Genomic DNA, 7,023 nt, shown 5'->3' on the forward strand with positions numbered 1-7,023 from the left:
TCCCTACTCCCTACTCCCTACTCCCTACTCCCTACTCCCTACTCCCTACTCCCTTTGCTACAGTTGCTAGATTCCGATTATTGTAGAGACTCATTGCCTTTTCCACACCTTGCTTAAGAGACAGTTCAATCGCCTCAACGGCTAGTTGGACTACTTCAGACATTAACTCGGCTTCCTGGGGTGAAAATTTTCCTAGGACGTGGGAGATCGTGTTTGGCTTCTGACTGGATTTGCCGATACCAATCCGCAGGCGAGGGAAGTTTTGGGTACCGAGATGGGCAATTGCGGATTTCATCCCATTGTGTCCTCCCGCTGAACCGGAAAGGCGCAGACGCAAACGCCCTACTGGTAAGTCCATATCATCATAAATGATCACGACTGACTCAGGTGTTAGCTTGTACCAATCAGTCACCGCCCGAATTGCTTGTCCAGAGCGATTCATGTATGTAAGAGGCTTAAGCAAGCTTAGCTTATTTCCTTTTAGTCCAATTCCTTGACCAAACCATCCCTGAAAGCGGCGATGTTCGTTTCCTACAATCTGTAATCGACGTGCGATCGCATCTACCACTTCAAAACCGATATTATGTCGGGTGTTATCGTATTTCGGTTCCGGATTACCTAAACCGACAATCAGTTGAGGAATTATAATCTGTCCGGTTTTTTCGATAGTGCTCATACTCAAAAATCGTTTTGGTAATCGGTAATGGGTAATGGGTTACCCATTATTTACGGTTTATGATCTCGATGTTTCCGGACATGATAACAGGGGAGTGGGGAATAGGGCGAAGCCGTGCAAGCATGGGTGCTTAACTTGACACGTCATACTTTACATGTTATATTTCACACGTTATATATAACACGTTATACCTTTCCCCATCCCGGATTAATTAAGCAGGATATTGAAATAAGGATTCCAGATAGACACGAGCACAAGCGCGATAACTCTGGGACGTTTCTGGAGTCTTACCAATACCATTTTGGAGCAAAAACAGAGAAAGTGCTGCTGCGAAGACCCGGTCTTGGTCCCAGCTAGGATGGGTTTCTAGGTAGCGCTTGAGAGACTCATGCAGGTCTTCGGGGATTTCTGCCAGGATACTTACGGTTGCGTTCATATTCACCTCTTCATATAAAGGTATTTTTGGAAAAAGCCACCTGATTTCAAGCACTTCAGATAACTGCCTTGGCTAAAAGAAAGCCAAGACAAGCCAGCACCGAAGCACTGAATTTTGATGCCACCCTTGCTTTAGTTCAGAACTATCCCCAAATCAGGTAGGGTAGTCCGTGCTAACCCCTGCTGGTGGGCGTAGGTTAGCTTAGAGCAAATTTTTTTTATAGGTTGGTCGCACCATTTTCATCTGAAATGGGGTGGGTTTGTCAATGCTGCGAAATATTACAACTCTTGTTGAAATTCCGAAATGTATACGAAATAATCAGGGTTTGAGGCACTTTTTTGTTACACAACTTTACATAAACTGCGGCCTTAACTGCTGCGTAATACTAAGTCGGGAAAATCCCCAGTAAAACTGGAATACCTAATGCCACCGTTGAGGCTTGTGGAAAACTATGGGAAAACTGTGGAAAAGCTTGAAGCTCTGTGTGGAAACAGTGGGGAATCTGTGGGGGAAATTTGGGAGAAACGATAAGAATTCTTACAGTTTCGTTGGCAGTGGAAAACTGGTGACCACAGATGGGGTCATTGTAGATTGAAACCCCTAATTAATTATCGAACTCTGATTAGCAAACTCTTGAGTTGACTCCTCAAGGAAAAAACAAGGAAAAAAAATCTAACCACTGACTAATTGCTTCTAACCTAATTATGTGGTATTGTCAGGAAGATTGTCTCTATGCCACCTAAAAGTGTCTTCACGAATTTGTTGTATGTCTTGATCAGAGATTTTGTCCAAGTCAGACAAGACTAAACTCATGCGGCCTTGAGCCTTGAGTTGGTCACGGTGGCTGCAAAGAAAATCCCAGTATAAGAAATTAAAGGCACAGGCTCCCTGGCCAGTGCGCTTCCGAGGATTGTAAGGTACGGAATGGTTCGGTTTTTCCGTAGCTGGGAAAGTTTTGAGCATTAACCGAGTTGATCACCTCTTGGGTGATTGGTTCGGGTTCAAACCAAAGGGCGTCTGGTGGATTTAGATTACGTTTTGGGGGTTTACGATTTTGTTTATCGAAATTCCATTTGCCACCAATTGGCTGATTTCCTGCCATCAAAGTATTAAATCGCTTGCGCCCGACCCGATAGAAGTTTTCCATTATTAGACGTTTTTGAGATTTCGCCCAGGTTTGAAAATCAGAATCGCTCCACAGAAAATGATTGTTGGGATTGACATCCTCCCGCCGCTAAATCTCGCGATTATAGCGGGGGATTCCTAAGACTCACGACTTAGGTTTCTGTTTCCTTCTCCCCTTTGGGGAGTTTTTCGCACCAGCCTTTCGAGATTTACTCTCTTCGGGTCTTACGGTCGCTCCGCAGACTGAAACGGCAAGCCCTGCCGCCAAAATATTAGTTGATGCGTTAATATCACGATCGTGATGAGCGTTACAGAATGGGCAATCCCATTCCCGAATATTTAAAGGCAAAGAATCAACACGATTTAGACATACAGAACACAGCTTGCTACTAGGGAACCATCTGTCAATGGAAATAGCTTCACGATTATACCAGTCTGATTTGTATTTAATCTGACGAATTATTTCCGCCCAATTGGCATCATTGATAACTTGAGATAATTTGTGATTCTTAACCATGTTTTTCACAGCTAAATCCTCAAACACAATCAATTGGTTTTCTCGGACTAGTTGAGTAGTTAGCTTGTGAGTAAAATCTTTTCTAGTATTCTTTATTTTTGCGTGTATCCTGGCAACTTTTAACTTTGCCTTGTAACGATTGTTAGATCCTTTTTGTTTTCGCGACAAAGCTTTTTGGTACTTAGCTAATCTTTTCCTAAGTTTCTTAAAGTGTTTGGGATTAGCGATTTTGTCTCCGTCACTAGTTGTAATTAAACTAGAAATTCCTAGGTCAAAGCCAACTTGTTTATCCGTTGGTGGTAGACTCAAATCTCTGTAGTCATTAAACCTTATAGAGATATGCCAACGGCCAGATGGATCCAAAGTAACCGTAACAGTACTTGGGTTGCAGTTTTCAGGTAATTGACGACTCCAACGAATAGGTAAAGGTTCTTTACATTTGGCAAGATAGATTTTACCATCTTTCCATTTGAAAGCTGACTTAGTGAACTCTGCACTACCACCATTACGCTTTTTCTTGAAGTTAGGATACTTAGCACGACCTGCAAAGAAATTAGTGAAAGCAGTTTGGAGGTGTCTTAACCCTTGTTGAAGGGGCACAGAACTGACATCGCCCAAAAAAAACAAGTCATCTTGTTTTTTCCATCCTGTCAACATCAAAGAAGTTTCCTTGTAGCTTACACGTCGGGAGCGTTCATACCAACCTTTTGTCCTAGCATCTAAAGCTTTATTGTAAACAAGTCTTACACAGCCTAGAGTTCTCCTCAACAGAGTTTCCTGTTCAGGGGTTGGGTAAAAACGGTAACGGTAAGCTTTTTCGACCATATTTACTCCTTGAAGTATACTTACATTTTAAACTCTTATATGTAAGATGTCAAGCGCACCTAGCAATTCATGAGGGGCTGTGTGGGTCACCTGCGTCCGCACTTTATACGCCCCGTCTCCCGCTAACCCTACGGGTATAACGTGAGTCTTCTTGCTCTTTTAGATAAAGGTAATTTGGCAAGTTAGTTTTAGGTTGCCAATTATTTCGGCCTGAAGGGGTGACAAACAGGCTTAAAAGCCTTACTGGGTGTGGGGTGTAGGGTGAGGGCGAACGGAAAACCCACCCCTAACCCCTCCGAGGCGTTTCAAAGTCGTCCGCTGTTTCATAGCTGACTGGCCAACCTTGCTGGCGTAATTCCTCAGCAAAGTGGCGCATGGCTGACCAAATGAATACCAGTTTTTGGCGGTGGTAACGTCTTTGTTGGACGTAGCTTAGGGATTCAATCAGAATTACTGGCGTATTTTGATGGTTTTGTTGACAACTGTTTAGGGCTGATTGTTCATTCCAAAGTTGATCCCCTAGTACCCAAATCCCGATAGTCATTATGGCTAATGCTTTTTACTGTATTGAGATCATACAATAACCTCAGGGATTTTTGTGTTGAGTTTTAGGAAGTAGGGAATAGGGAATAGGGAGTAGGGAGTAGGGAGTAGGGAGTAGGGAGTGGGGAATCGGGAATCGGGAATCGGGAATCGAGAATAGGAAATATAAAAAAAGTTTAAATCAGATGATTTTTTTTCAATTATTAATTAAAATTTAGAGGTAAATTAATCAGAGATTATTAAAAATATTTTTTTTACGGCGGTTGGCATAACTATCAGGTAAACAGGATTGTTTTCCCTCTTCCATCTTCCCTAATACCTGCTCTATACTCCCTAAAAAGCTATAAATTTGTACCTAATTTAATGGCAAACTGCTGTATAGGTTTTTTGAGTAAAAAAATAAATCAAACAATAGTTATATAGAGCATCTATAAATTGGTTTATAACTGCTCTATATAACTATTATTTAGCGTTTTTTATCCTAATGAGGTACACAGTCTGGTTTCTCGATTCCCGATTCCCGATTCCCGATTCCCGATTTCCGATTCCCTAACACCCAGACCGAATTAAAAACCGCTATAAAAACTGCTAAATACTACATATCTCAAGGCGAGAGAAGAGAGATACGCCACCCATAAAAAAGGCAAAGTATGCCCAACCGGAAAAGAATCCGACATAGCTGACTGGTAGATGCCCCTGGGGAGCATTGAGGGTGAAGGGCAGGTCAACGTAATCTAGCCACGTTTCGTTGGTGTGCCATCCGAGTTGATCGCCAAAGCGACAGTAAGTTTCATACTCATAATCCGCACCAGGAGTTACCTGCACACTCTCGGTCACTAAGCTCTGCCAGATTTGTTTCTGTACACTAAAGCCAAAGCGCCCATTGCTGTACTTTACCCAGAGGGTGTTGAGAGTATAGAGGTCTGTACAAGGAAAGGTGTTGATATCTGGGATGTCAAGCCAGCCTTCTTCTTCTCGTCCTGTTGCTTTGAGCATAACAGCGAGAGTTTCTTGATCTGCCTCTTGCCACTTTCTACGGATTAGTAAATCCCGTAATGGGCGGTAATCTACTCCTACATCAGAACTAAGGTCATCAACTTCACTCAAAGAGATGAAATAATCGTCTTCAGTCAAGGGCTGTAACCATTCATGCACTGACTCAGGACGGTCTTTTGGCTCTAAGGCCATGCCTTGGAGAATTACTTGATTTAAGCGATCGCTAATACTAGGAAGCAGTTGGTTTGGTGGCACCAGCTCTTCACCGTCATACTTGCGGTAAATTGACTCGGTAGGATTTAGCCCAGTTACGGCATAGTACATCGAAGCCGCTAGAGAGTACACATCCACCGTGGCGTGACGACTGCCTTGGTAGTATAGCTCGTAGGGTCGAAATGGTTTATTGTCAATATGGCTCGACACATTACTATCTCGGAGTATATCCCCAGGAATCTCAAAGTCAATCAATACCGGTTTGCCAGTGTTACTGACTACAATATTATGAGGGCTGATATCTAAATGCACTAGCCCTACTCCATGGATTAGATTCAAGGCTGACCCAATTTGAGTGATGTACTCTACTGCATCAGTTTCAGGTAATGGTCCTGTGCGTTGTACCAAATTCCACAAACTTTCCCCGGGAATAAAATCCATTACGAGGCAGTAGGTATCTCCTTCTTGAAACAAGTCTCTGACCTGGACCAGGGATTCAAGGTCAGCAGACAGTTGAGCCAGCAGTTGTCCTTGCTTGATAAATTCTTCGCCATAGTTGGGGTAGTCTGGAGCCAATCTCAGGCTTTCGTGTGGTGTTTTAATTACAACATCTTGATTGAGTAACTGATGGACTGCTTTGTAGGTAATTCCAAACGCTCCACGTCCAAGAATTTTCTCGATCTTGTATTTACCACCATGTAACAGCTGTTGCTCTGACCAGACCATATAGATTAGTTGTTAGTTATTTATGATTCGTGTTTAGGTTTAGTAGATTTACCCTGGCTCCTAGGGGGATTATCAACTAGTTTAAGACACCCTCAATTCAAATAATATTGATAATACAAATAATGCTATAGCATTATTGAGTAAGTATTAAGCTATCAGCTAAAGGCCTTTGGCCACGCTACGCGAACAGCTATCAGCTATCAGCTATCAGCGATTAGCGCTACGCGCACGGCTGACGGCTGACGGCTGACGGCTTACATTATTTACATGCTATTAAATCTGATAATTAATTTTTTGAGGATTAATTTTCAGTACTCATATACTTTAGTATAGTTCTTTCAGGTTTGCCATCCTCTGCCGCATCAAGTGTTAGCGGTTAATTACTCTGTTAAGAGAAAAAAGCCAGGTATAGGGAATTGGGAGTAGGGAATAGGGAATAGGGAATAGGGAGTAGGGAGTAGGGAGTAGGGAGTAGGGAATAGGGAATAGGGAATAGGGAACAGGGAACAAATCCTGTGTACCTGATTAGGTTAGAAAGCGCTATACTCATGAAAGCTACTGACAAATGCGATCACAAATGCGTTCGCGTAGGGTGGCCGTAGGCCAATCGCGTTTAGCTCAAGTCCGAAGAATTCTTCCCATTTCCCGCTTTTCCCGACTCCCTACTCCCGACTCCCGACTCCCGATTCCCGACTCCCGATTCCCGACTCCCGATTCCCGACTCCCGATTCCCGACTCCCGTCTCCTGAGCCATCTGTCTAGCCCTTGCCCAGTAAGATAGGATTATCCAGACTAAAGATAACGACTTACGTAAGCTATGGCGGAAGAAACCCTACCCTTACCTAACCCTGAGGAAGCAAATACTCCTTCTGATACATCAGCAGACCAGCCTGCTGCTAATAAGGAACCGAAGCCTGCTGCTGTAGTAGACCAACCGCCGGTGGAAATAACTGAACCGAAACCTCC

The 7,023-nt window shown here is 43.3% G+C and carries 7 protein-coding genes and 2 pseudogenes; 2 read left to right on the forward strand and 7 right to left on the reverse strand.

Annotated features, from left to right (window positions below):
* Window positions 1-31: 31 nt before the first annotated feature.
* Both pth and AC4II3_RS30080 read right to left on the reverse strand, forming a co-directional pair.
* Window positions 32-676: an aminoacyl-tRNA hydrolase gene (gene pth, locus AC4II3_RS30075; RefSeq protein ID WP_488015708.1), complete on the reverse strand. Its 645-nt coding sequence runs from the start codon at window positions 674-676 to the stop codon at window positions 32-34.
* 211 nt (window positions 677-887) lie between these two features.
* Entirely contained in the window at window positions 888-1,112 is a 225-nt protein-coding gene (locus tag AC4II3_RS30080; RefSeq protein ID WP_070391159.1) for a DUF2811 domain-containing protein, read from the reverse strand.
* A 451-nt stretch (window positions 1,113-1,563) separates the two neighbouring features.
* On the opposite strand from AC4II3_RS30080, the gene AC4II3_RS30085 reads away from it, so the two are divergent.
* Window positions 1,564-1,707, forward strand: coding sequence for a hypothetical protein (locus tag AC4II3_RS30085; protein ID WP_488015710.1), 144 nt, complete (start codon window positions 1,564-1,566; stop codon window positions 1,705-1,707).
* Between the two features lie 324 nt (window positions 1,708-2,031).
* Here the strand turns inward: AC4II3_RS30085 and AC4II3_RS30090 are convergent.
* The 5 genes and pseudogenes from AC4II3_RS30090 to AC4II3_RS30110 all read right to left on the reverse strand — a co-directional run.
* A pseudogene (locus AC4II3_RS30090) lies at window positions 2,032-2,328 on the reverse strand (cryptochrome/photolyase family protein); the annotation flags it as partial.
* A 54-nt stretch (window positions 2,329-2,382) separates the two neighbouring features.
* Window positions 2,383-3,579, reverse strand: a complete 1,197-nt coding sequence (locus AC4II3_RS30095) for an RNA-guided endonuclease InsQ/TnpB family protein (protein WP_293072354.1) — start codon at window positions 3,577-3,579, stop codon at window positions 2,383-2,385.
* Window positions 3,580-3,877: 298 nt separating this feature from the next.
* Window positions 3,878-4,123 (reverse strand): annotated as a pseudogene (locus tag AC4II3_RS30100) (cryptochrome/photolyase family protein); the annotation flags it as partial.
* Between the two features lie 587 nt (window positions 4,124-4,710).
* Window positions 4,711-6,057: a GUN4 domain-containing protein gene (locus AC4II3_RS30105; protein ID WP_488015712.1), complete on the reverse strand. Its 1,347-nt coding sequence runs from the start codon at window positions 6,055-6,057 to the stop codon at window positions 4,711-4,713.
* A gap of 388 nt (window positions 6,058-6,445) precedes the next feature.
* Window positions 6,446-6,607 carry a hypothetical protein gene (locus AC4II3_RS30110; protein ID WP_488015714.1) on the reverse strand — a complete coding sequence of 54 codons (162 nt, stop codon included), beginning with the start codon at window positions 6,605-6,607 and terminating at the stop codon, window positions 6,446-6,448.
* Window positions 6,608-6,622: 15 nt separating this feature from the next.
* Here AC4II3_RS30110 and AC4II3_RS30115 point away from each other — a divergent pair, with 15 nt between their 5' ends.
* On the forward strand, window positions 6,623-6,838 hold the full coding sequence (locus tag AC4II3_RS30115; RefSeq protein ID WP_490722988.1) for a hypothetical protein: 216 nt from the start codon (window positions 6,623-6,625) through the stop codon (window positions 6,836-6,838).
* Window positions 6,839-7,023 lie beyond the last annotated feature (185 nt).

The organism is Moorena sp., from assembly GCF_982860115.1.

Bases quoted from the DNA above. Each gene is read 5' to 3' on its own strand.
- pth (WP_488015708.1), bottom strand. From the start codon at position 676: ATGAGCACTATCGAAAAAACCGGACAGATTATAATTCCTCAACTGATT.
- AC4II3_RS30080 (WP_070391159.1), bottom strand. From the start codon at position 1,112: ATGAACGCAACCGTAAGTATCCTGGCAGAAATCCCCGAAGACCTGCAT.
- AC4II3_RS30085 (WP_488015710.1), top strand. From the start codon at position 1,564: ATGGGAAAACTGTGGAAAAGCTTGAAGCTCTGTGTGGAAACAGTGGGG.
- AC4II3_RS30095 (WP_293072354.1), bottom strand. From the start codon at position 3,579: ATGGTCGAAAAAGCTTACCGTTACCGTTTTTACCCAACCCCTGAACAG.
- AC4II3_RS30105 (WP_488015712.1), bottom strand. From the start codon at position 6,057: ATGGTCTGGTCAGAGCAACAGCTGTTACATGGTGGTAAATACAAGATC.
- AC4II3_RS30110 (WP_488015714.1), bottom strand. From the start codon at position 6,607: ATGAGTATAGCGCTTTCTAACCTAATCAGGTACACAGGATTTGTTCCC.
- AC4II3_RS30115 (WP_490722988.1), top strand. From the start codon at position 6,623: ATGCGATCACAAATGCGTTCGCGTAGGGTGGCCGTAGGCCAATCGCGT.